Source organism: Burkholderia sp. SRS-25 (assembly GCF_004343765.1).
GTDB classification, from domain to species: Bacteria; Pseudomonadota; Gammaproteobacteria; order Burkholderiales; family Burkholderiaceae; genus Burkholderia; species Burkholderia contaminans.
The window spans coordinates 129,462-149,203 of record NZ_PTXM01000006.1 but is presented as its reverse complement, the minus strand read 5'-3'; the positions used below and the strand labels follow the sequence as shown (position 1 = coordinate 149,203).

Below are 19,742 nucleotides of genomic sequence, written 5' to 3'. Positions count from 1 at the left end.
GGTTCGTCGTCGGTGAAGCGGTACGGTCAGAAAGCGATGCCGAGCGTCAGGTACGGGCGCACGCTATGGTTGCGCAACCCGTACGCGACGTCGACGTTGATGGGGCCGACGGGGCTGCGCCAGCGCGCGCCGATGCCGACACCCGGGTAGAACACGCGCTCGCCCCACGCATCGGTGGCGGTACCGATGTCGAAGAACGTCGCGGCGCCCCAGTCGCGGTTGAACCAGTGCTGGTATTCGGCGGTGCCCGTCATCAGGTACTTGGTCGGCAGCACGGAACCGTCGACGCTGTTACCGATGCTCTGGTAGCCGTAGCCGCGCACCGAGTTCGAGCCGCCCGCGCGGAACAGCAGCGACGCCGGCACGCCGGTCGAGCTGCCGCTCGTGAACACGCCGCCGAGCTCCGCGCGGAACACGAACAGGTCGCGCTTGCCGATCGGCAGATACTGCTGGCCGCGCGCGTAGCCGCGGATGAAGGACTGGTCGGTCAGCACGCCCTTGACCGCAAAGCCTGCCTCCGCGTGAATCAGGTTGCCCGAACGCGGAAACAGCGGATCGTCGACGTTGCGGCGCGTCCACGCCCATTGCGGCACGAGCGCGCGGCTCGTGGTCGGCCCCGCGCCGTTCTGGTCGAGCCGGTCCTGGTAGAACATCAGCGAATACGAATAGTCGATGAACTGGCCGGTGCGCGTGCGCTGCGCGCCGACCCGCGCGCTGTAGATGCGCGTGTCCGACACGTTGGTGTTCGTGTACGACGCGAGCACGCTGTTGGTCCAGCCCTTCTGGCCCGGGGGCATCGACAGCTGGACCTGCCCGTATTGCTGGATCTGGTCGAGCCGGCCCGACACGGTCAGCGGCCACGCGGCGCCGAACGTGTCGAGATACGTATAGGAGCCCTGCACGTGCGGCCCGGTATCGGTGGCAAAGCCGACGCCGCCGCGGATGTTGTTGTACGGGAACTCGCTGACCTTCACGTGCACGGGCGTGCGCTCGGGCTTCGCCGTATCGTCGCCGACGTCGATCGCGACACTCGCGTAATACGGCGTGTTCTGCAACTGCCGCTGCAGCTCGGTGATGCGCTGCACGTCGTAGATCTCGCCTTCCGACAGCGGATTGACGTTCGTGACGATTTTTTCCGGATAGCGCCGCACGCCGTCGACGTCGACCTTGCCGATCGTGAACGTCGGGCCGCTGTCGAACGTGACCGCGAGCATTGCGCGCTGCGTGAGCGGGTCGATGCGCGCTTCGGACGACGCGATCTTCCCGCCGAGATAGCGGTGCGATTGCAGTTGCCTGAGCGCCGCGCCCTTCGCGCCGTCCCAGTCGGACTGCGTGAACGGATCGCCCGGCTTCAGCGAAAACGCGAAACGGGTCGCGGCTTCCTGCTTCGGATCCTCGGTGTCGATGGGCCCCTTGAACGTCAGGTCGACGCTCGACACGATCGTCTGCTTGCCCGGATCGACCGCGATGCGCACGTCGCGCTTGCCGTCACGCGTGCGCACGTCGGTGCGCACGACCGGCGAGAAATAGCCGGCCGTCGCGGTCAGGTCGCGCACCTGCTGCGGCGTGGCGGTCACGAGGAAGTCGAACTGGTCGTCGCTGATGTCGTCGCGCTTCGCGAAGCGCGCGATATCGAGATGCGACTTGAGCAGCTTGCGAATCGAGCGCGGCGCGTCGATGTCGACGTCGTACTTCGCGTGGGCCGGCAGCGCGAAGCACGCGGCAAGGCAACCCGCGAGGGTCACCCGCGCGGCGCGAGCCGCGGCGCCGGCACGATTGCGCTCCACGCGCGGGCCCGCGTCATGTGCCGTGTGTGCTTGCTGGTTCGACTGCCCCGCCAAATATGACCTCGCCCTCGGTTGTCACGGTTATATGGACAAACCCTGTATTTGACCACAGGGTGCCGGCACCAAAGCTTAATGTTTGTAAACCACCTGGACCACAGCGCCATGCGTGACGGTGCGCTTCCGGGCGCCGGCCCCATGCCGGCCCGCGGATTCGACGCGCGATTGACGCCGGCCGTTCCCGCGATGCGGTAAAATCCCGCCATCGTGAATCCGGCGCATCGTGCGCCGCCCGAAACGGAAAACCCAGCCATGCCGTACCAGTCCGATGTCACGCAGTTCCTGAACCAGCTCAAGCAGCAGAAGCCGACGCTCGAGGAAGAGCAGCGCAAGGGCCGCTCCCTGCTGTGGGACAAGCAGCCGATCGACCTCGAAGAGCGCGCCGAGCAGCAGGAATCGCGCGTGAAGCAAACGTCGTACGTCTACTACCAGAACTTCTGACGACGTGAGCGCCGCCGACGAGGCCAGCGCCGCCCGGCAGGACGACGCGATCGCCGCGCCCGCGGGCGCCGATTCGACGCCCGACACGGTCGACGGTGTCGCGGCATTCGCGCGCCTGTACGGCGAGCCGCTCTTCAAGCTGCCGCAGGATCTCTACATCCCGCCCGATGCGCTCGAGGTCTTCCTCGAGACCTTCGAAGGTCCGCTCGACCTGCTGCTCTACCTGATCCGCAAGCAGAACTTCAACGTGCTCGACATCCCGATGGCGCAGGTCACCGCGCAATATCTGGGTTATGTCGACCAGATCCGCACGTCGAACCTCGAGCTCGCGGCCGAGTACCTGCTGATGGCCGCGATGCTGATCGAGATCAAGTCGCGGATGCTGCTGCCGGTCAAGAAGGCCGATACCGGCGAGGAAGCCGAGGATCCGCGCGCCGAACTCGTGCGCCGCCTGCTCGAATACGAGCAGATGAAGCTCGCCGCGCAGCGGCTCGACCAGTTGCCGCAACTCGGCCGCGACTTCCTGCGCGCCGAGGTCTACATCGAGCAGAGCGTCACCCCGCGCTTCCCCGACGTGAATTCGGACGACCTGCGCGCCGCCTGGGCCGACGTGCTCAAGCGCGCGAAACTCGTCCAGCACCACAAGATCTCCCGCGAGGAGCTGTCGGTGCGCGAGCACATGAGCCTGATCCTGCGCCGGCTGCAGAATGCGCGCTTCATGGAGTTCGCCGAGCTGTTCGACACGTCGCGCGGCGTGCCGGTCGTCGTCGTGAATTTCATCGCGATGCTCGAACTCGCGCGCGAGTCGCTCCTCGAGATCACGCAGGCCGAACCGTTCGCGCCCATCTACGTGCGTCTCGCGTACCTGCCCGCGTAACACCCTCGGCCGCCCTTCCCGTTCTCCCGATTCATCCCGGCACGCTCGCCGCTACGCCGCGGCCCGGCGCGGCCGCGCACGTGGTTGCCGGCACGCCCGATTAAAAAGTGAACGATCGTTCTTTTTTCGATGCGTTTGGCAGCCAAATCCTCTACAATCCGCCGACGCCCGATGCGCCGCCCGCGCGCCGGCGTTCTCCGCTTCGACCCCGACGCCGCTGCTGCGGCGCCAACGCGCGCCAGCGCGAGGAACCCGCTACCCGATCATGAAAGTCATCAGCTCGATCCATGAACTGCGCGACCAGCTGCGCGGACAGAACCGCACGGCGTTCGTGCCGACGATGGGCAACCTGCACGAAGGGCACCTGTCGCTGATGCGCCTTGCGCGCCAGCACGGCGACCCGGTCGTGGCGAGCATCTTCGTCAACCGGCTGCAATTCGGCCCGAACGAGGATTTCGACAAGTATCCGCGCACGCTCCAGGACGATATCGAGAAGCTGCAGAAGGAAAACGTCTACGTGCTGTTCGCGCCGACCGAGCGCGACATGTACCCGGAACCGCAGGAATACCGCGTGCTGCCGCCGGACGATCTCGGCGGGATCCTCGAAGGGGAATTCCGGCCCGGCTTCTTCACCGGCGTGTGCACGGTCGTGGCGAAGCTGATGGCCTGCGTGCAGCCGCGCGTGGCCGTGTTCGGCAAGAAGGACTACCAGCAGCTGATGATCGTGCGCCGCATGTGCCAGCAGCTCGCGCTGCCGGTCGACATCATCGCCGCCGAAACCGTGCGCGACGAGGACGGCCTCGCGCTGTCGTCACGCAATCGCTACCTGTCGGCCGACGAGCGCAGTGAAGCGCCCGAACTCGCGAAAACGCTGCAGCGCATCCGCGAAAGCGTGCTCGGCGGCGAGCGCGACCTCGGCAAGCTCGAGGAAATGGCCCAAACGCATCTGGCCGGCCGCGGCTGGGCGCCCGACTACATCTCGATCCGCCGCCGCGCGAACCTGATCGCGCCGGACGCGGCCCAGCTCGAAGCGGGTGAACCGCTCGTCGTCGTCGCGGCCGCGAAGCTCGGCGCGACGCGCCTCATCGACAACCTGGAAATCTGACGGGCCGCCCCGCCCGCGCCTCTCACGCATCACGGAGACACCATGCAGCGCCACATGCTCAAATCGAAGATCCACCGTGCGGCCGTCACGCACTGCGAGCTGCACTACGAAGGCTCGTGCGCGATCGACGAAGACCTGCTCGAAGCGTCGGGCATCATCGAGAACGAACGGATCGACATCTGGAACATCAACAACGGCGAGCGCTTCTCGACGTACGCGATCAAGGGTGAGCGCGGCAGCGGGATGATCTCGCTGAACGGCTCGGCCGCGCGCCGCGCGCAACTCGGCGACCTCGTGATCATCGCAGCCTTCGCGATGGTCGACGAAGCCGAGCTGCAGGCCGGCTGGAAGCCGAAGCTCGTGTTCATCGACGACGGCAACAAGATCAAGGGCCACCGCGATCACGTGCCGACGCAGAACTGGACCTGACCACCTGCCCGCGTGCCGTCGCGCGCGGGAGCGGCGGTGCCCGTTGTGGTCGAAGGGCCGGATGGCGTACTCGACGCCATCCGGCCCTTTCTCATTTCATCGCGCGCCGCCCCGGCGGCGGCCGCGCGATCAGGACGCCTTGGCGGCCTTCTCCGTCTTCTCTGCCTTCGGCGCCCGGCGCTCGGCCCATTCGACGATCGGCCGCCACTGTTCGAGATCCTTCTCGACGCGGCTCTTCGCGACGTCCCACAGCGTCAGGCCGTGCGCGGCGATCTGCACGTAGTTCTGCGTGTCGCGCACGTAGCCGAGCACCGGCAGGCCGAGCCCTTCGACGAACCGGTGAAGCTGGTCGGACGAGCGCGTGCGCGCATCGACCCGCATCCCGACGATCCCGACCTCGACGCTGCCCTTGCGCACGGCCTTCTCGCCGGCGAGGCGCTCCAGAAACTGCTGCGTGGCCAGGATATCGAACATCGACGGCTGCAGCGGCACGATCACCTTGTCGGCCAGTTGCAGCGCGACGTTGAGCCGGTTGCCATGCAGGCCGGCCGGCGTATCGATCACCGCATATTCGAGGCCGCGCGGCGGCTTCGTCGGCGCGTCCGGGTCGAGTTCCCATGCCTCGATCGGCGGCAATCCGGCCGGCCGCAGGTCGAGCCACGCATGCGCGGACTGCTGCCGGTCCAGGTCGGCGAGCGCGACCCACGCGCCCTGCGCCGCGAAATAGCCGGCAAGATTGGTGGACAGCGTGCTCTTCCCCACGCCGCCCTTCGGATTCGCCACCACGATCACCGTCATGAATTCCCCCGAAAAAGCCGCGCGGCGCCCGCCGCATGGCAGGCGCCGCTCGATTGCGGATACAGGGAGCGATGATATCGGCAAACGGGGTGTCACCGGAACGGGTGGCGCCGCTCCGCGTACGCTTGCTTACCCCTTACGCACGCTGAACCGCGGCCTCCCGGGCGCCGAGCGCGAACGCGCCGCCGCCAAGCAGCGCCTGCACGGCGAGCGTGACGGCCCAGAACGCCGGATATTCCCAGCCGCCGTGCGGCGACGCGAAGCTCCAGCCGTTCGGCAGATGCGTAGCGGTTGCGCCGAGCATGAACGGCAGCAGCACGAGTGCGGCGACGCGCACACGGAAGCCCGCAAGCAGCGCGAGGCCACCGGCCAGCTCGACGAACGTCGTCAGGTACGCGAGCCAGCCCGGCAGGCCGATCGACGCAAAGAACTGCGCGGTGCCGGGCAGCGTGAAGACGAACACCTTCTGCGCGACGTGCGCGAGGTACAGCACGCCGAGCGCGACGCGCAGCAGGGTCGCGGCGAAATCGTTGAGGCGATTGGGGTTCATGGCGAATTCCTTCGTGAGTGGTGTGAATGACTTGCACTCTATTCGAATCAATTCGCCCGATAAACGCGCGAATTCGCTTTAACTGATTCCAATACGGAATTAATAGGGGCGTAAAAAGGGGCATGACCGATCATGCCCCGCAACGTGCTTCAGTAACCGCTCTTGCCTTGCGTGGCGTCGCCGGAACCGGACTGGCTGCTGCCCGGTACGTACGAATCGCACGCGTGCGCAACCGCCGACACGCCCAGCAGCGCCGCGAGCAGCACGCTCCACCCCCATCGAGCCTTCATCGTCTCACTCCTCCAGGCGGACCTCCGCCCCTCTGTGTTGTACGCGATCCGACGGAAAAAGCGAGGACGGTCCAATCCCCGTCAACGAAACTCGGCGTACAGCGCGTCGAGGTCGAGATGGTTGGCGAACGTGTCGGCCAGCCGTTCGAGCGATGCCTCGCGCAGCGCCGGATAGTCGATGCGCTCCGCGCCGTCGAGCCCTGCCCACGCAAGCAGCGCCGTGCAGGCGTCGGGCGAGTCGAACAGCCCGTGCACGTAGGTCGCGAGCATCTGGCCGTCGTCGGACACCGCGCCGTCGGGGCGTGTGCCGTCCTGCGCGGCGTCGGCCGCCAGCGCCAGCGCGGGCGACGCGAGCGCAGGCCCGTGCGTATCGCCCATGTGGATCTCGTAGCCGCGCACGGCAGCCCCGCCCGGCAGCGCGAGATGCCCTGTCACGTTCTTCAGCGTCTTGTCGGGCCGCAGCGTCGTGTCGAAGTCGAGCAGGCCGAGCCCCGGCACGCTGCCGGGCGCCCCTTCGAGGCCGAGCGGATCGTCGAGCGTGCGGCCGAGCATCTGCATCCCGCCGCAGATGCCGATCACCTTGCCGCCGTAGCGCAGGTGGCGACGGATCAGCGTGTCCCAGCCCGCGTCGCGCAGCCACGCGAGGTCACGCTGCACGCTCTTCGAACCGGGCAGGATCAGCAGGTCGGCGTCGGGCACGGGGCCGCTCTTCCAGTACGTGAATTCGACCTGCGGATGCGCACGCAGCGGATCGAAATCGGTGTGGTTGCTGATGCGCGGCAGCGCCGGCACGACCACGCGCAGCACGCCGGCATCGCCCCGTGCGGCGGCGCTGCGTGCCTGTGCGGGCAGCATGTCCTCGGCGTCGAGCAGCAGCCCGTGCAGGTACGGCAGCACGCCGAACACGGGCTTGCCCGTCTGCGCGCGCAGCCAGTCGAGCCCCGGTTCGAGCAGCTTGAAGTCCCCGCGAAAGCGGTTGATCACGAAACCGCGCACGCGTGCGCGCTCGCTGTCCGACAGGCACGCGAGCGTGCCGACCAAGTGCGCGAACACGCCGCCGCGGTCGATGTCGGCGACGAGCACGACCGGGCAATCGACGCGTTCGGCAAACCCCATGTTCGCGATGTCGCCGTCGCGCAGGTTGATCTCGGCCGGGCTGCCGGCGCCTTCGACGATCACCGTGTCGTAGCCGGCGCGCAGGCGCGCATACGACTCGAGCACCGCGTCGAACGCGACCGGCTTGTAGTCGTGATACGCACGCGCATTGAGGTTCATGCGCGCCTTGCCGTGAATGATCACCTGCGCGCCGCGGTCGCTCGTCGGCTTCAGCAGCACGGGGTTGAAATCCGTATGCGCCGCGACGCCCGCGGCCAAGGCCTGTAGCGCCTGTGCGCGGCCGATCTCGCCGCCGTCGGCCGTCACCGCGCTGTTGAGCGCCATGTTCTGCGGCTTGAACGGCGCAACGCGCGCGCCGGCGCGGCGCGCCAGCCGGCACAGGCCGGCAACCAGCGTGCTCTTGCCGGCATCGGACGTCGTGCCCTGGATCATCAGCGTGCCGCGCGGCAGCGGCTCGGGTGCATTCATCGTGTAGAGGTCGTCGCGAAGCAAAGGCCGCATTATCCCCCGCGCCGCCATGCCCGCGCCGTTACAATCACGCGATGATTCCGCACGACCTCACCTTCGTCCTCGGCGGCGCGCGCTCGGGCAAGAGCGCACATGCCGAGCGGCTCGCCGCCGACAGCGGCCTCCCCGTCACCTACATCGCGACCGCGACCGCCGCCGATGCCGAATTCGCGCAGCGCATCGCGCACCATCGCGCGCGCCGGCCGGCCGACTGGGGTTTCGCCGATGCCCCCGTCGACCTCGCCGGCACGCTCGCGCGGCTCGACGATCCGCACGCGTGCCTGCTCGTCGACTGCCTGACGCTGTGGCTCACGAACCTGCTGTGCCCCGCCGACGGCGAACCGCTCGACGATGCGCAGTACGCAGTGCAGGTCGACCGGCTCGAGCACGCGTTGCGCGGCGCGCGCGCAAAGGTGATCGTCGTCAGCAACGAGATCGGGCTCGGCGTCGTGCCGCTTGGGTCGGTCACGCGGCGCTATGTCGACGAACTCGGGCGCCTGAACCAGCGCGTCGCCGCGCTGGCGACGCGCGTGACGCTGCTCGTCGCCGGGCTGCCGCTCGAACTCAAGACGGGAGCCCCGTCATGCTGATGCTGTCGCTGCCCGTCGTCGCGATGTTCGCGGTCGCGGCCGTGATCATCGACCGCGCGATCGGCGAACCGGCCGGCTGGCACCCGCTCGTCGCATTCGGCCGCCTCGCCGCGCGCATCGAAGGCGCGCTGAACACGGGCCGGCGCGGCCGCGTGGTCGGCGTCGCCGCGTGGGTCGCGGCGGTCGTGCCGCCGGTCGCCATCGCGGCATGGCTCACGACCGCGCTGCCGTGGCCGCTCGCAGCCGCGCTGCACATCGCGCTGTTGTGGTTCGCGCTCGGCGCGAAAAGCCTTGCCGACCACGTCGCGCCGATCGCTGCCGCCTTGCTGCGGCATGACCTCGGCGCCGCCCGCGCGCTGACCGCGCGCATCGTGTCGCGCGACACGAGCGACGCGGACGAAGGCGCGCTGTCGCGCGCGGCCGTCGAATCCGCACTCGAGAACGGCAACGACGCGATCTTCGGTGCGCTGTTCTGGTTCGTCGTCGCGGGCGGCCCCGGCGCGCTGCTGTTCCGGCTCGCGAACACGCTCGATGCGATGTGGGGCTACCGCACGCCACGCTTCCTGACCTTCGGCTGGGCCGCCGCGCGCCTCGACGACGCGTTGAACTGGATTCCCGCGCGCCTCACGGCTGCGAGCTACGCGCTGCTCGGCGACACGGCTGCCGCATGGCGCTGCTGGCGCACGCAGGCGCGCCACTGGGACAGCCCGAACGCAGGCCCGGTGATGGCCGCCGGTGCCGGCAGCCTGAACGTGCAGCTCGGCGGCCCGGCCGTCTATCACGGCGCGATCGAGGATCGTCCAGCGCTCGGCACCGGCGCCGCGGCAACCGCCGTCCACATCGTCGCCGCACTGTCGCTCGTCACGCGCACGCTCGCCCTGTGGCTCGCGCTGCTGGTCGCGAGCGGCGCACTCGCCATGGCCACCCATCATGTCTGACACCCGCATCGCACACGGCGGCAACCTGCATGAAGCCGCGCGCCGCCACGGCATTCCGTACGACACGTGGCTCGACCTGTCGACCGGCATCAATCCGGTCGGCTATCCGGTCCCGCCCGTCCCGGCCGACGCGTGGCGTCGGCTGCCCGACGACGGCGACGGCCTCGCGGCCTGCGCCGCGCAGTACTACCACGCGCCCGATCCTGCATACGTGCTGCCGGTTGCCGGCAGCCAGGCTGCCATCCGCGCATTGCCCGCGTTGCTGCCGGCCGGCGACGCCGGCGTCGCGGCGCTCGCGTACGGCGAATACGCGCCCGCCTTTGCGCGCCACGGCCATCGCGTCGTCGCGCTCGACATCGACGCGGATACGCTGCCTGTAACGCTGCGTCACGTCATCGTCGGGAATCCGAATAATCCGACCGCCGAATTCGTGCCGGCCGAGCGCCTGCTCGCCTGGCACGCGCAACTGGCGGCGCGCGGCGGCACGCTGATCGTCGACGAGGCGTTCGCCGATACGGGCGCGACACGGTCGCTTGCGCCTCACGTCGATCGCCCCGGACTCGTCGTGCTGCGTTCGGTCGGCAAGTTCTTCGGGCTCGCCGGCATCCGCGCAGGCTTCGTGCTCGCATGTCCTGACCAGATCGTTGCGCTGCGCGACATGCTCGGCGCGTGGACGGTCGGCGGCCCGGCCCGCCACGCGGTCGCCGCGGCGTTCATCGATCGCGCATGGCAGGCCGCCGCCCGCGAACGGCTCGCGGCCGACGGCGAGCGGCTGGCCGCCTTGCTGCGCGCGCACGGCTTCGCGGTTCGCGCGACGCCGCTCTTCAGCTGGACCGACGACCCGCGCGCTGCGGCACTGCATGCGGCACTCGCGGCATGCGGGGTCTGGACGCGGCACTTCCCGATACCGTCGAGCGTACGCATCGGCCTGCCGGGGAGCGAAGTGGAATGGCAGCGCCTCGGCGACGCGCTCGCGCGCTGCGTGCCGACGCTGCAACGGGAATCCGCATGAATCCACGCATGCTTCGCCGGCTCGCGCCAGTCGCGCAACTGGCCGCGCTCGCTTACGCACCACTCGTCCACGCCAATGTCTCGACGCGCGACGACGCCGGCAACGCAGTCACGCTGCCGGCGCCCGCGCAGCGCGTGATCAGCCTCGCGCCGCACGCGACCGAACTCGTCTACGCGGCCGGCGGCGGCGCAAAGCTCGTCGGCACCGTCACGTACAGCGACTATCCGCCCGCCGCGCAAGCGATACCGCGTGTCGGCGACAACAAGGCGCTCGATCTCGAGCGGATCGCCGCGCTGAAGCCCGACCTGATCGTCGTCTGGCGGCACGGCAACGCCGAGCGGCAGACCGACGCGCTGCGCGCGCTGCACATCCCGCTGTTCTTCAGCGAACCGAAGCATCTCGACGACGTCGCGTCGTCGCTGCGCCGGCTCGGCACGCTGCTCGGCACGCAACCGGCTGCCGATGCGGCCGCGGCCGCCTATACGCGCGACATCGCGGCGCTGCGCACGCGTTACTCGGCGCGAGCGCCCGTCACGATGTTCTTCCAGGTCTGGGATCGGCCGCTGATGACGCTCAATGGTGCGCACCTGCTCAACGACGTGATCGAGCTGTGCGGCGGCCGCAACGTGTTCGCGTCGCTCAAGCCGCTCGTGCCGACCGTCACCGACGAGGCCGTGCTCGCGGCGAATCCGGAGGCGATCGTGACGACCAGTGCCGGTACGACGCGCTCCGACGAACCGCTGCCGAGCCTGGTGCGCTGGCGCACGTGGCCCGCACTGACGGCCGTGGCACGCAACAACCTGTTCGCGATCGACGGCGATCTGCTGACACGGCCGTCGCCGCGGATCGCGCAGGGCGCGGCCGCGCTGTGCGAGGATCTCGATGCCGCGCGTGCGCGGCAGCCACGCTGATTTCCGGCCACTTGCGCGTTCATCGCGTGCCGGACGCCTGAGACGAATCGACCGCGCGCTGCATCGTTCGCACGCAGTGGCCAACGCGCCTATTCGTCCCAGTGCATCACTTCCCACGTTCGCGTGGCAGCATCCGCGCGCAGCCAGACGACACCCCCTGTCGGTACGGGTCGCGACAGCAATGTATCGAGCGGCACGCGCAATACATGCGATGCAAACGCACGGATCACGCCTGCATGCGTGACGGCCCACTGCGGCCGGTCGAACTGCACCACTGCGTCGACCCGACCCACGACCCGCGCGGCAAACCGCGCAACGCTTTCGCCGCCATGCGCACACGCATGCATCAGGTCGGCCGCCCACGCATCGAGCGCCGCGCGATCGATATCGTCCCAGCGCCGCATTTCCCATGCGCCGAAATCCATTTCCTGCCAGTCCGCGTCGCGCCGCAGCGGCACGTCGCATGTCTGCGCGAGCCGTTCGGCAACCGACGCGCAGCGCGTCAGCGGGCTCGTCCAGATCTGTTCGGGAAGAGGCGCGCGGAGTGCCGACAGATGCGCGCGCACGGCCTGCGCGCCGGCGTCGGCAGATGCAGCGAGCGGCACGTCGCTGCCTCCATAGCAGATGCCCGGCTCGATGCCGACGGCCGGATGACGGATCAGGACGACGTCCATCCGAGCACCACGAGATAGATCGCCAGTTCGCACAGTTGCTGCGTGAAGCCGAGACAGTCGCCCGTATAGCCGCCGATCCGCTTCACGAAGTAGCGGGCGGCCCACGCGCGCACGAGCACGAGCGCAACGCATGCGGCGACGCCCATGCGCCAGTCGGGCCAGAACAGCCAGGGCAATCCGAACAGTGCCGCGACGCACGCCGCGCGTGCGCCCATCCGTTGCGCGACCGGCTTCGCCTTGCCTTCCGGCCGCACGTAGTCGAGCGTCATCAGCAGGCTCACAGCCACCGCTCGGCTCGCGGCGTGCGCGGCGATCATGGTCCACGCGGCGCGCAACGGCAGCATGGACGCGAGCGCCTGCCATTTCACGCCGAGCGAGATCACGAGCGCGACCGCACCGAACGTACCGATCCGCGAGTCGTGCATGATGCGCAGCACGTCGTCGCGCGTGTAGCCGCCGCCGAACGCATCGCAGCTGTCGGCCAGGCCGTCCTCGTGAAAGGCGCCCGTGGCGAGCAGCGTCGCGGCCATCGACAACCCGACCGCAATTGACGGGGGCAGCACGCGCAGCGCGGCGAGATAGACAAGCGCGCCCCACGCGCCGACGCATGCGCCGACGAGCGGGAAATAGCGCGCGGCCTGGTCGAGATCGCCGGCCGCGTAGCCGATCGAGCGCGGCACGGGCACACGCGTGAAATAGCCGAGCGCGACGAAGAAGTAACGCAGTTCGGCACGCACGCCGCGCGCGCGATCAGGCGTCACGATTGTCGACGCCGGCGGATTCGAAGCTCGCCATCTCCGTGAGGAATGCGGCTGCCGCACGCACGAGCGGCAGCGCGAGCGCGGCGCCCGTGCCTTCGCCGAGCCGCAGGTCGAGCGCGAGCAGCGGCTTCGCGCCGAAATGCTCGAGCATGCGCCGGTGCCCGGCCTCGTGCGACGCATGCGAGAACACGCAGTAGTCGCGCACGCCGGGCGCGATGCGCTCGGCAACCAGCAGCGCGGCCGTCGCGATGAAGCCGTCGACGAGGATCGTCATCCGCTCGCTCGCGGCCGCGAGATACGCGCCCGTCATCATCGCGATCTCGAAGCCGCCGAACGTCGCGAGCACGTCGAGCGGCGCAATCGCGTGCGAGTGCTTGACGAGCGCACGGCCGAGCACCGCGCGCTTGTGCGCGAGGCCCTGGTCGTCGAGGCCCGTGCCGCGCCCGACGCACGCGTCGATCGGCACGCTGAGCAGGCGGCTCATCAGGCACGCAGCCGACGACGTGTTCGCGATTCCCATCTCACCGAAACCGATCACGTTCGTGCCGAGCGACGCATGCAGGCGCACGCGTGCCGCGCCCGCCGCGAGCGCCGTCATCGCCTCGTCGCGCGTCATCGCCGGCTCCGCCGCGAAGTTGCGCGTGCCGCGCGCGACCGGCAGCGACACCAGCCGGTCGGACAGCGGCAGCGGCGACGCAACACCCGCATCGACGATCTCGAGCGTACTCTGCGCGACGCCGGAGAATGCGTTGATCGCCGCGCCGCCCGCGAGGAAGTTCGCGACCATCTGTGCGGTCACCGCTTGCGGATAAGGACTCACGCCCTCGGCGGCAATCCCGTGATCGCCGGCAAACACGATCATCACGGGACGCTGCACGACCGGCCGCTCGGTATGCTGGATCAGGCCGATCTGCAACGCGATCGCCTCGAGCTGGCCGAGGCTGCCGGGCGGCTTGGTCTTGTGGTCGATCACGTGCTGCAGGCGCTTGCGCAGCACCTCGTCGAGCGGCGCGATCGCGGGCGGGAAGTGGGTCGGGGTCGTCATCAGGAAACCGTGTCGTTGGCGCGGCATGCGCCGCGCATCGGAAAAGGAAAGATCATTGTCGCTCGGGCCACGCCGGCAGCAGCGCATCGCGGCCGTTCTCGCGGATCAGCACGAGCGGATAGCCGAACGCGTCACTCGCGCGCTCGGGCGTCAGCACGTCGTGCACGGGGCCGGCCCATGCATGGCCGCGGCCGTCGAGCAGCAGTGCGTGCGTCGCGAAACGCCGTGCGAGATTCAGATCATGGCACGAGAACAACACCGTGCGCGGGCCTGCGTCGAGCCAGGCGGCCAGTGCGGTCAGGCAATCGATCTGATGATGCAGGTCGAGATGCGCGAGCGGCTCGTCGAGCAGCATCAGCGGCGCATCCTGGCACAGCGTCGCGGCGAGCGCGACGCGTTGCCGCTCGCCGCCCGACAGCGACAGCACGTCGCGCGACGCCAGCGCGGCGAGGTCGAACGTCGCCAGCGCGTCATGCGCGGCCGCGCGATCGCCGTCACGCTCCCAGCCCCAACCACCGAGATACGGAAAACGGTTGAGCAGCACCGTGTCGAACACGGTCGCGCTGAATGCGTCATGCAGTTGCTGCGGCATCAGCGCGCGGCGCGGCGCGAGCTGCTCAGGTGGCCATGCGGCAAGCGGCCGCCCATCGATCTCGACGTGTCCGCCGGCCGGCGGCTGCAGCCCCGCGAGTGTCGCGAGCAGCGTCGTCTTGCCCGCGCCGTTCGGCCCGGCGACGCACCAGATCTCGCCGGGACGAAACCCCTGGGTGAAGCCGTCGAGCAGCGTACGCGCGCCGGCCTTCAGCGTCAGGCCGACGGCCGCGCAGCTCATGTCGCCGGCCGTGGCGTGCAGTGCGGCCCTCGTCATCGCATCGGCCTCCTCAACAACATCCACAGGAACACCGGCACGCCGATCAACGCGGTCATCACGCCGACCGGCAGTTGCGCGGGCGCGATCACGGTGCGTGCGAGCAGGTCGGCCGCCATCACGCCGCCGCCGCCCGCGAGCATCGCGGCGGGCAGCAGCATTCGCTGGTCGTTGCCGAAGGCGAGCCGCAGCGCATGCGGCGCGACGAGGCCGACGAAGCCGATCGTGCCGGCCGTCGTCACCGCGGCTGCGGCGGCCAGCGACGCGACGAGATAGATCCGCACGCGTACGCGCGCAACGGGGACGCCGAGCGCGAACGCGGTCGCGTCGCCGCGCAGCAGCACGTTCAGTTGCGGCGCGGCCGGCAGAGCGACGCAGGCGGCCAGCAACAGCGCCCCCCACGCGAACCACGGCGCGGTCACGCCGTTGAGGTCGCCGGTCAGCCAGAAGATGATCCCGCGCAGCCGTGCGTCGGGCGCGAGCGAAAGCAGCAGCGTGACGAGTGCGCCCCACCCCGCCGCGATCACGACACCGGTGAGCAGCAACCGCGGCGACGCATCGCGCGACTCGCCACGCCCCAATTCGCGGCGCGCGAGACCGAGCACGAGCGCGACCGACACGAGCGAGCCGGCGAACGCCGACGCATCGACGAGCCACCACGCGCCGCCCGCGATCATCGCGACGAGCGCGAAGCCGGCCGCGCCACCCGACACGCCCAGCACGTACGGCTCCGCGAGCGGATTGCGCAACAGTACCTGCAGCAGTGCGCCGGCCAGCGCGAGCAGCGCGCCGCATGCGAAGCCGGCGAGTGCGCGCGGCAGGCGCAGCGTGCGGACGATATCGGCAAACAGCGCGTCGCCGCCATGCGGCACGAGCGACGCGAGCGCCTGCCATGGCGACATCGGCACGCTGCCGATCGACAGCGATGCGACGAACAGCAGCGCAACCATGGCGGCCAGCCCGGCCCAGATCGCGGCAGCGCGTGCGGCGCTCATGCCGCGCACGGCGCCGCACACCACGTGCGGCGCACCCGCTTGCGGGCGCCGGCCGGTCGTAACCTGAACGCCGCGCGGACGATTGGGGTCAGCATCGAAGAAGATTCCGTGAAGCATGGCGCGCCCCGCCTCCCCGCGGGCCGCGCGTCACGAAGCCCGTACGGGCTCCCCGTCTCGGCCGGTATCCGGGCTGGCGGCGGTCCGGCTCGCCTTCCCGCGCGATGACGCGCAGTGGCCCGCGTTCGCATGCAGGACTTGCACACGAAACGCGCCCGAGCCGGCCTGCGTCACGAGACGCGGCCGCTTACCGTTGCGGGGGCAGCGCAGGTTGGCGAGCGTCTGGCGCCCGCGCCCTGCTTCCCGTTTAACCGCGCGATCCACGCGCGAGCACCGAGGCGGCGCCAGTTTAGGAGCGGGTCGCGCGAGCGTCAAGGAAGCGTCCGGACACGCACGGGAAGCGCCGATTCGCGGCAAGAAGCAGGGGTGTTACGACTGGAAACGTTACAGATGTCGGATTGCGCGTTATTCCGCGCTAAAATGCTGGGTCTTTAGAGGACGCAGCAAATGCTCAACGAACTCGAAACCCTATCTCAAAATATTGGCCGTCTGATTTCGCTGAACAAGCGCTATCACTCGGAACGGCTCGCGCTCGAGGAGCAGGTCGCGCAATTGCGCGCGGATGCGGACGCTGTCCGCGCGGAACTCGCGCAACTGCGCGATGAACGCAATGCACTTGCGGCCGAGCGTGACACGCTGTCGGCAAAGATCGACGACGCCCAGGTGAAACTGAACGCGATTCTCGAAAAGCTGCCGCGCTCGAAAAGTGCGGAGCAAGCCGACAACCAGCTCGACCTGCTGGATGCGCAGGCGCGTACGGATGGCGATGACGCGGCCAGCCACGGAGAACATGCATGAGCACCAAGCAGATCGAAGTCTCGATTCTCGGTCAGGCCTATCGGCTCGCCTGTTCGGCCGAGACCGAAGCGGCGCTGCTCGAAGCGGTCGCGCGCGTCGACGCCGAAATGTCGAAAATCCGCTCGAACAGCTCGGTACGCGGCACCGATCGCATCGCTGTGATGGCGGCGCTGTCGCTCGCGTCCGAATTGCTGCGGCTGCAAACGAGCGTGCGGCACGGTGAAGCATTTCCGGCGGAAGAAATCCGTCGTACAATGCACCAGATGAACGAACAGCTCGGCGCGGTGCTCGCACAGCACGAGACGCAGTAACGTTTTAATCGATGCGTCGATTCCCCTTGATCTCGGCGATCAACGGTGGTCAAATTGGCGCATCGAAGCACAGTTCAGTCAGCTTCCCTGCCTGGTTCGCCAAGGTCATATATTCCTTGAACCAATGCCATGTGCACGGTTGCGGAAATTTGTAGCACGGGCGCGCGCGTCACTCTGTCTGATGTACCCGAAGTGCTGCTAACTGCGACCAATTCTGAACCTCAGGTTCAGGATGCCGGCCTAGCGGCCAAGGCGGGGGCCTATCCAACGGCATCGGGCGAAGCCCGGTGCCGTTTTCTTTTGTAGCAGCCTCTTTCTGCGTCGATCACGATCCATGCAATACTGGCTGATGAAGTCCGAACCGGACGAAGCAAGCATCGACGATCTCGCCAACGCACCGCAGCGCTCGCTGCCGTGGACCGGCGTGCGCAACTATCAGGCGCGCAATTTCATGCGCGACACGATGAAGATCGGCGACGGCGTGCTGTTCTATCACTCGAGCTGCCCCGAACCGGGCATCGCGGGGCTCGCCGAAGTGTCGTCGACGCCCTACCCCGACCCCACGCAGTTCGACCCGAAAAGCCCCTATTACGACCCGAAGTCGACTCAGGAAGCACCGCGCTGGCTGCTCGTCGACGTTCGCTACGTGAAAAAATCGCGGCTCGTGCCGCTTGCGGCGCTGCGCGAACACGACGAACTCGCCGACATGCGCGTACTCGCGCGCGGCAACCGGCTGTCGATCACGCCGGTCACGCGCGCCGAATGGCGCTTCATCACCGAGAAGCTGATGAAGTAGGCGCACGCCAAAGGTCAAATCTGGTCAGTACGCGCTGCCGCAACGGAACTCGCGGCACTTTCGCGCGGCCTAAGCAACCGCTGTCGGCCGATCAGGCCGGCTGTCGTTTTTTTCGTCGCGCGGTACGCCCGCGTCGTGCACGCGCGATCCGCGTGCACGCCCTCGCACAAGGAGTCCAACAATGACCAAGAAATCCGCACTCGCGCTGTCGCTCGCCCTTGCCGCCGCCGTTCCCGTCGCGCTGACGCTCGCATCGCCCGCCGCGCACGCGCAAACCGCGAACCCGCATTTTCCGGAGCCGGCAGGCGTGCTGTCGCTGTCGTCGCAAGCCAGCGCCGACGTGCCGCAGGACATCATCCACATCACGCTGTTCTACGAGCAGCAGGCCAAGGATCCGGGCAGCCTCACCGCGCAGTTGAACCAGCGCGCCGACGCCGCGCTGTCGCAGGCAAAGGGCGTATCGGGCGTCACCGCCCACACGGGCGCATTCTCCGTGTACCCGAGCACCGATCGCGACGGCAAGATCTCCGCATGGCGTGGCCGCACCGAGGTCGCGCTCGAATCGCGCGATTTCGCTGCAGCGTCGAAGCTTGCAGGCCAGTTGTCGAACCTGATGCAGGTCGCAAACGTCGAATTCTCGCTGTCGCCCGAAGCGCAGCGCGCGGCCGAGCAGAAGCTGACGACGGAGGCGATCAAGTCGTTCCGTGCCCGCGCCGATGAAGCCGCGAAGGCATTCGGTTACAGCAGCTACGCGATCCGCGACGTGAACGTGGGCGGCGGCCGCAACGTGCAGCCGTATCCGCGCATGATGGCGATGGCCGCGGCGCCGATGGACAGCGCGAAGATGAGCGCACCGCTCGCGGTCGAAGGCGGCAAGGCCACCGTGTCGGTCACCGTCAACGGCTCCGTGCAGATGAAGTAACGCGCAGCGCACGGCAGTCCGAAATGAAAAACGCCGGCCCGAGGGCCGGCGTTTTGCGTTTACCTGCATGGTGCCGATGCACGCGCCGATCGCACGTGCATCGGCATTGCATCACGCAGCGGCATTCGCCGCACGGCGGCGATACGCCCAGACCATCAGCGCGACGCCCGCGAGAATCATCGGCAGCGACAGCCACTGCCCCATCGACAGGCCGAGCGCGAGCAGGCCGAGGAAGTCGTCGGGCTCGCGCGCGAACTCGACCGTGAAGCGTGCGAGGCCGTAGCCGATCAGGAACAGCGCGGACACGGCGCCCATCGGCCGCGACTTGCGTGCGAAGAAGAACAGCGCCAAGAACAGCGCGATGCCTTCGAGCGCAATTTCATAGAGCTGCGACGGATGGCGCGGCAGCATCTGGTATTGCATGAACACGTCGGCAAGATGCCACTTCTCGACGAGCTCCGGATGCTTCGGCAACCACGCCGCATCGTCGCGCATCGCGCCCGGGAACAGCATCGCCCACGGTGCGGACGGATCGGTCACGCGGCCCCACAGTTCACCGTTGATGAAGTTGCCGAGCCGCCCGGCCGCGAGCCCCGTCGGCACCATCGGCGCGACGAAGTCGGTGACCTGCAGCCAGTGGCGCTTGCGCTGCCACGCGAACAGCACCATCGCGAGCGTCACGCCGAGGAAGCCGCCGTGAAACGACATGCCGCCCTCCCACACCTTGAACACGTCGAGCGGATGCGAGAAATAGAAATCGGCCTTGTAGAACAGCACATAGCCGAGCCGGCCGCCGAGCACGGTGCCGAGCACGCCGTAGAACATCATGTCGTCGATGTCCTTCGCGGTCCAGCCCTGCGCCGCGACGTGCGGCAACTTCAGGCGGATCCGGCCGACGACGATCGCCGCGATGAAGCCGACGAGATACATGAGCCCGTACCAGCGCACGGCCAGCGGCCCGAGATGGATCGCAACGGGGTCGAAATTCGGGTGAATGATCATGGGTTAGCGAATAAGTTTTCGAATGCGGTACGGCCGTCGCACACG

At 68.5% G+C, this 19,742-nt stretch carries 23 protein-coding genes, 1 other RNA gene and 1 riboswitch; of the genes, 13 read left to right on the top strand and 11 right to left on the bottom strand.

Features of this window, described 5'->3' with window-relative positions:
- Positions 1–26: 26 nt before the first annotated feature.
- Positions 27–1,841, bottom strand: coding sequence for an autotransporter assembly complex family protein (locus C5O79_RS09205; protein WP_046544637.1), 1,815 nt, complete (start codon positions 1,839–1,841; stop codon positions 27–29).
- Between the two features lie 255 nt (positions 1,842–2,096).
- Here C5O79_RS09205 and C5O79_RS09200 point away from each other — a divergent pair, with 255 nt between their 5' ends.
- The 4 genes from C5O79_RS09200 (at position 2,097) to panD (ending at position 4,696) form a co-directional block, all read left to right on the top strand.
- Complete coding sequence (locus C5O79_RS09200) at positions 2,097–2,285, top strand: DUF3460 family protein (RefSeq protein WP_006478107.1); 189 nt, start codon at positions 2,097–2,099, stop codon at positions 2,283–2,285.
- A gap of 4 nt (positions 2,286–2,289) precedes the next feature.
- Positions 2,290–3,162, top strand: coding sequence for a ScpA family protein (locus tag C5O79_RS09195; RefSeq protein ID WP_021164248.1), 873 nt, complete (start codon positions 2,290–2,292; stop codon positions 3,160–3,162).
- Between the two features lie 265 nt (positions 3,163–3,427).
- Positions 3,428–4,267 carry a pantoate--beta-alanine ligase gene (gene panC, locus C5O79_RS09190; protein ID WP_046544636.1) on the top strand — a complete coding sequence of 280 codons (840 nt, stop codon included), beginning with the start codon at positions 3,428–3,430 and terminating at the stop codon, positions 4,265–4,267.
- A 42-nt stretch (positions 4,268–4,309) separates the two neighbouring features.
- Complete coding sequence (gene panD, locus C5O79_RS09185) at positions 4,310–4,696, top strand: aspartate 1-decarboxylase (protein WP_039368025.1); 387 nt, start codon at positions 4,310–4,312, stop codon at positions 4,694–4,696.
- A 129-nt stretch (positions 4,697–4,825) separates the two neighbouring features.
- Here panD and C5O79_RS09180 read toward each other — a convergent pair whose 3' ends face one another.
- The 4 genes from C5O79_RS09180 to C5O79_RS09170 form a co-directional block, all read right to left on the bottom strand.
- Positions 4,826–5,494, bottom strand: a complete 669-nt coding sequence (locus C5O79_RS09180; protein WP_122474240.1) for a ParA family protein — start codon at positions 5,492–5,494, stop codon at positions 4,826–4,828.
- Between the two features lie 136 nt (positions 5,495–5,630).
- Positions 5,631–6,044 carry a DoxX family protein gene (locus C5O79_RS09175; RefSeq protein WP_039368031.1) on the bottom strand — a complete coding sequence of 138 codons (414 nt, stop codon included), beginning with the start codon at positions 6,042–6,044 and terminating at the stop codon, positions 5,631–5,633.
- Positions 6,045–6,193: 149 nt separating this feature from the next.
- Entirely contained in the window at positions 6,194–6,334 is a 141-nt protein-coding gene (locus C5O79_RS38070; RefSeq protein ID WP_163008981.1) for a hypothetical protein, read from the bottom strand.
- An 81-nt stretch (positions 6,335–6,415) separates the two neighbouring features.
- The gene (locus C5O79_RS09170; RefSeq protein ID WP_047852722.1) at positions 6,416–7,918 is read right to left on the bottom strand and encodes a cobyric acid synthase; all 1,503 of its coding nucleotides are present in this window, start codon (positions 7,916–7,918) and stop codon (positions 6,416–6,418) included.
- Positions 7,919–7,992: 74 nt separating this feature from the next.
- On the opposite strand from C5O79_RS09170, the gene cobU reads away from it, so the two are divergent.
- From cobU to C5O79_RS09150, 4 genes are read left to right on the top strand one after another with little or no spacing between them, the layout of a single operon-like run.
- Complete coding sequence (gene cobU, locus C5O79_RS09165; protein ID WP_039368034.1) at positions 7,993–8,547, top strand: bifunctional adenosylcobinamide kinase/adenosylcobinamide-phosphate guanylyltransferase; 555 nt, start codon at positions 7,993–7,995, stop codon at positions 8,545–8,547.
- Positions 8,541–9,485, top strand: coding sequence for an adenosylcobinamide-phosphate synthase CbiB (gene cbiB / locus C5O79_RS09160; RefSeq protein ID WP_122474241.1), 945 nt, complete (start codon positions 8,541–8,543; stop codon positions 9,483–9,485). The genes cobU and cbiB overlap by 7 nt, the downstream gene beginning before the upstream one ends.
- Positions 9,478–10,497, top strand: coding sequence for a threonine-phosphate decarboxylase CobD (cobD, locus tag C5O79_RS09155; RefSeq protein WP_122474242.1), 1,020 nt, complete (start codon positions 9,478–9,480; stop codon positions 10,495–10,497). The genes cbiB and cobD overlap by 8 nt, the downstream gene beginning before the upstream one ends.
- Positions 10,494–11,408: a cobalamin-binding protein gene (locus tag C5O79_RS09150; protein WP_122474243.1), complete on the top strand. Its 915-nt coding sequence runs from the start codon at positions 10,494–10,496 to the stop codon at positions 11,406–11,408. Before cobD ends, C5O79_RS09150 begins: the two co-directional genes overlap by 4 nt.
- 89 nt (positions 11,409–11,497) lie before the next feature.
- Here the strand turns inward: C5O79_RS09150 and cobC are convergent, their stop codons facing one another.
- The 5 genes from cobC to C5O79_RS09125 are packed head-to-tail and all read right to left on the bottom strand — an operon-like array spanning position 11,498 to position 15,751.
- Entirely contained in the window at positions 11,498–12,082 is a 585-nt protein-coding gene (gene cobC, locus C5O79_RS09145) for an alpha-ribazole phosphatase (RefSeq protein ID WP_122474244.1), read from the bottom strand.
- Entirely contained in the window at positions 12,067–12,843 is a 777-nt protein-coding gene (locus tag C5O79_RS09140; protein ID WP_046544630.1) for an adenosylcobinamide-GDP ribazoletransferase, read from the bottom strand. The genes cobC and C5O79_RS09140 overlap by 16 nt, the downstream gene beginning before the upstream one ends.
- Entirely contained in the window at positions 12,833–13,888 is a 1,056-nt protein-coding gene (gene cobT, locus C5O79_RS09135) for a nicotinate-nucleotide--dimethylbenzimidazole phosphoribosyltransferase (RefSeq protein ID WP_122474576.1), read from the bottom strand. The genes C5O79_RS09140 and cobT overlap by 11 nt, the downstream gene beginning before the upstream one ends.
- A 52-nt stretch (positions 13,889–13,940) precedes the next feature.
- On the bottom strand, positions 13,941–14,756 hold the full coding sequence (locus C5O79_RS09130; protein WP_122474245.1) for an ABC transporter ATP-binding protein: 816 nt from the start codon (positions 14,754–14,756) through the stop codon (positions 13,941–13,943).
- Positions 14,753–15,751, bottom strand: a complete 999-nt coding sequence (locus C5O79_RS09125; RefSeq protein WP_174242102.1) for an iron ABC transporter permease — start codon at positions 15,749–15,751, stop codon at positions 14,753–14,755. Before C5O79_RS09125 ends, C5O79_RS09130 begins: the two co-directional genes overlap by 4 nt.
- Before the next feature lie 158 nt (positions 15,752–15,909).
- Positions 15,910–16,161: riboswitch (cobalamin riboswitch) on the bottom strand.
- A gap of 154 nt (positions 16,162–16,315) precedes the next feature.
- Here C5O79_RS09125 and C5O79_RS09120 point away from each other — a divergent pair.
- The 5 genes from C5O79_RS09120 to C5O79_RS09100 all read left to right on the top strand — a co-directional run bounded on the left by C5O79_RS09120 (position 16,316) and on the right by C5O79_RS09100 (position 18,695).
- Positions 16,316–16,666, top strand: coding sequence for an ATPase (locus tag C5O79_RS09120; protein WP_046544627.1), 351 nt, complete (start codon positions 16,316–16,318; stop codon positions 16,664–16,666).
- The gene (locus C5O79_RS09115) at positions 16,663–16,977 is read left to right on the top strand and encodes a cell division protein ZapA (RefSeq protein ID WP_011352906.1); all 315 of its coding nucleotides are present in this window, start codon (positions 16,663–16,665) and stop codon (positions 16,975–16,977) included. Before C5O79_RS09120 ends, C5O79_RS09115 begins: the two co-directional genes overlap by 4 nt.
- A gap of 81 nt (positions 16,978–17,058) precedes the next feature.
- A non-coding RNA gene (gene ssrS, locus C5O79_RS09110) (6S RNA) lies at positions 17,059–17,240 on the top strand.
- A 71-nt stretch (positions 17,241–17,311) separates the two neighbouring features.
- A complete protein-coding gene (locus C5O79_RS09105) occupies positions 17,312–17,773 on the top strand; it encodes an EVE domain-containing protein (RefSeq protein ID WP_122474247.1) in 462 nt (153 codons plus the stop codon).
- A 181-nt stretch (positions 17,774–17,954) separates the two neighbouring features.
- The gene (locus C5O79_RS09100; RefSeq protein WP_122474248.1) at positions 17,955–18,695 is read left to right on the top strand and encodes an SIMPL domain-containing protein; all 741 of its coding nucleotides are present in this window, start codon (positions 17,955–17,957) and stop codon (positions 18,693–18,695) included.
- A 111-nt stretch (positions 18,696–18,806) separates the two neighbouring features.
- Here the strand turns inward: C5O79_RS09100 and lgt are convergent, their stop codons facing one another.
- Positions 18,807–19,697: a prolipoprotein diacylglyceryl transferase gene (lgt, locus tag C5O79_RS09095; protein ID WP_046544626.1), complete on the bottom strand. Its 891-nt coding sequence runs from the start codon at positions 19,695–19,697 to the stop codon at positions 18,807–18,809.
- Positions 19,698–19,742 lie beyond the last annotated feature (45 nt).

Excerpts from the sequence above, each read along its gene's own strand:
- cobU (WP_039368034.1), top strand. The coding sequence starts at position 7,993 with ATGATTCCGCACGACCTCACCTTCGTCCTCGGCGGCGCGCGCTCGGGC.
- C5O79_RS38070 (WP_163008981.1), bottom strand. The coding sequence starts at position 6,334 with ATGAAGGCTCGATGGGGGTGGAGCGTGCTGCTCGCGGCGCTGCTGGGC.
- panD (WP_039368025.1), top strand. The coding sequence starts at position 4,310 with ATGCAGCGCCACATGCTCAAATCGAAGATCCACCGTGCGGCCGTCACG.
- C5O79_RS09200 (WP_006478107.1), top strand. The coding sequence starts at position 2,097 with ATGCCGTACCAGTCCGATGTCACGCAGTTCCTGAACCAGCTCAAGCAG.
- lgt (WP_046544626.1), bottom strand. The coding sequence starts at position 19,697 with ATGATCATTCACCCGAATTTCGACCCCGTTGCGATCCATCTCGGGCCG.
- cobC (WP_122474244.1), bottom strand. The coding sequence starts at position 12,082 with ATGGACGTCGTCCTGATCCGTCATCCGGCCGTCGGCATCGAGCCGGGC.
- cobD (WP_122474242.1), top strand. The coding sequence starts at position 9,478 with ATGTCTGACACCCGCATCGCACACGGCGGCAACCTGCATGAAGCCGCG.
- C5O79_RS09175 (WP_039368031.1), bottom strand. The coding sequence starts at position 6,044 with ATGAACCCCAATCGCCTCAACGATTTCGCCGCGACCCTGCTGCGCGTC.
- C5O79_RS09150 (WP_122474243.1), top strand. The coding sequence starts at position 10,494 with ATGAATCCACGCATGCTTCGCCGGCTCGCGCCAGTCGCGCAACTGGCC.
- C5O79_RS09170 (WP_047852722.1), bottom strand. The coding sequence starts at position 7,918 with ATGAATGCACCCGAGCCGCTGCCGCGCGGCACGCTGATGATCCAGGGC.
- C5O79_RS09130 (WP_122474245.1), bottom strand. The coding sequence starts at position 14,756 with ATGACGAGGGCCGCACTGCACGCCACGGCCGGCGACATGAGCTGCGCG.
- cobT (WP_122474576.1), bottom strand. The coding sequence starts at position 13,888 with ATGACGACCCCGACCCACTTCCCGCCCGCGATCGCGCCGCTCGACGAG.
- C5O79_RS09115 (WP_011352906.1), top strand. The coding sequence starts at position 16,663 with ATGAGCACCAAGCAGATCGAAGTCTCGATTCTCGGTCAGGCCTATCGG.
- C5O79_RS09180 (WP_122474240.1), bottom strand. The coding sequence starts at position 5,494 with ATGACGGTGATCGTGGTGGCGAATCCGAAGGGCGGCGTGGGGAAGAGC.
- cbiB (WP_122474241.1), top strand. The coding sequence starts at position 8,541 with ATGCTGATGCTGTCGCTGCCCGTCGTCGCGATGTTCGCGGTCGCGGCC.
- C5O79_RS09105 (WP_122474247.1), top strand. The coding sequence starts at position 17,312 with ATGCAATACTGGCTGATGAAGTCCGAACCGGACGAAGCAAGCATCGAC.
- C5O79_RS09125 (WP_174242102.1), bottom strand. The coding sequence starts at position 15,751 with ATGAGCGCCGCACGCGCTGCCGCGATCTGGGCCGGGCTGGCCGCCATG.
- panC (WP_046544636.1), top strand. The coding sequence starts at position 3,428 with ATGAAAGTCATCAGCTCGATCCATGAACTGCGCGACCAGCTGCGCGGA.
- C5O79_RS09100 (WP_122474248.1), top strand. The coding sequence starts at position 17,955 with ATGACCAAGAAATCCGCACTCGCGCTGTCGCTCGCCCTTGCCGCCGCC.
- C5O79_RS09120 (WP_046544627.1), top strand. The coding sequence starts at position 16,316 with ATGCTCAACGAACTCGAAACCCTATCTCAAAATATTGGCCGTCTGATT.